The sequence below is a fragment of the Helicobacter sp. MIT 14-3879 genome (assembly GCF_003364125.1).
In genome coordinates this window covers 1-444 of sequence record NZ_NXLP01000206.1, presented here as the reverse complement: position 1 = coordinate 444, position 444 = coordinate 1, and the positions used below count along the sequence as shown (strand labels likewise).

At 30.9% G+C, this 444-nt stretch carries 1 pseudogene; it reads left to right on the top strand.

What is annotated here, in order from left to right:
- Positions 1-351 (top strand): annotated as a pseudogene (locus tag CQA44_RS12955) (hypothetical protein); the annotation flags it as partial.
- Positions 352-444 lie beyond the last annotated feature (93 nt).

Sequence of the window (444 nt, the reverse complement as noted above, 5' to 3'; positions counted from 1 at the left end):
CCTGATATTTTAGATAAAATTGATAAAGAATTAAGAGATGAAAAACTTAAAAATAAAGATTGGAAAGATTTTGATAAAAAATGGTATGAAAGTTTAGAGACTAATGAATTTAATGATGGATTCTTTGGCTTTGCTCCTGTGGAATCTAGTGCTAGTCATTGGGGTAAAGTCTTTGAAAATAATCAATATGTGCCAAAATGGAATGACAATACCAAACAATATCATTACATACAAAGGGATAAAAACACTTTTTCTCCCTCTAATCGTTGCACTTTTGAAATCTCACAAGAGCAGTATGAAACCTTGCTTAATGCGATTAAAAAAGATGTAGAAAAAAGGATAGTTACTTGAAAATTCCTCTCTATTCTCAACTTAAAGCAAAATTAGAATCTAAAGGCTTAGATTCCATTACAAGCGGGCAATTAGCTTGGTTTGTGTGTAGTG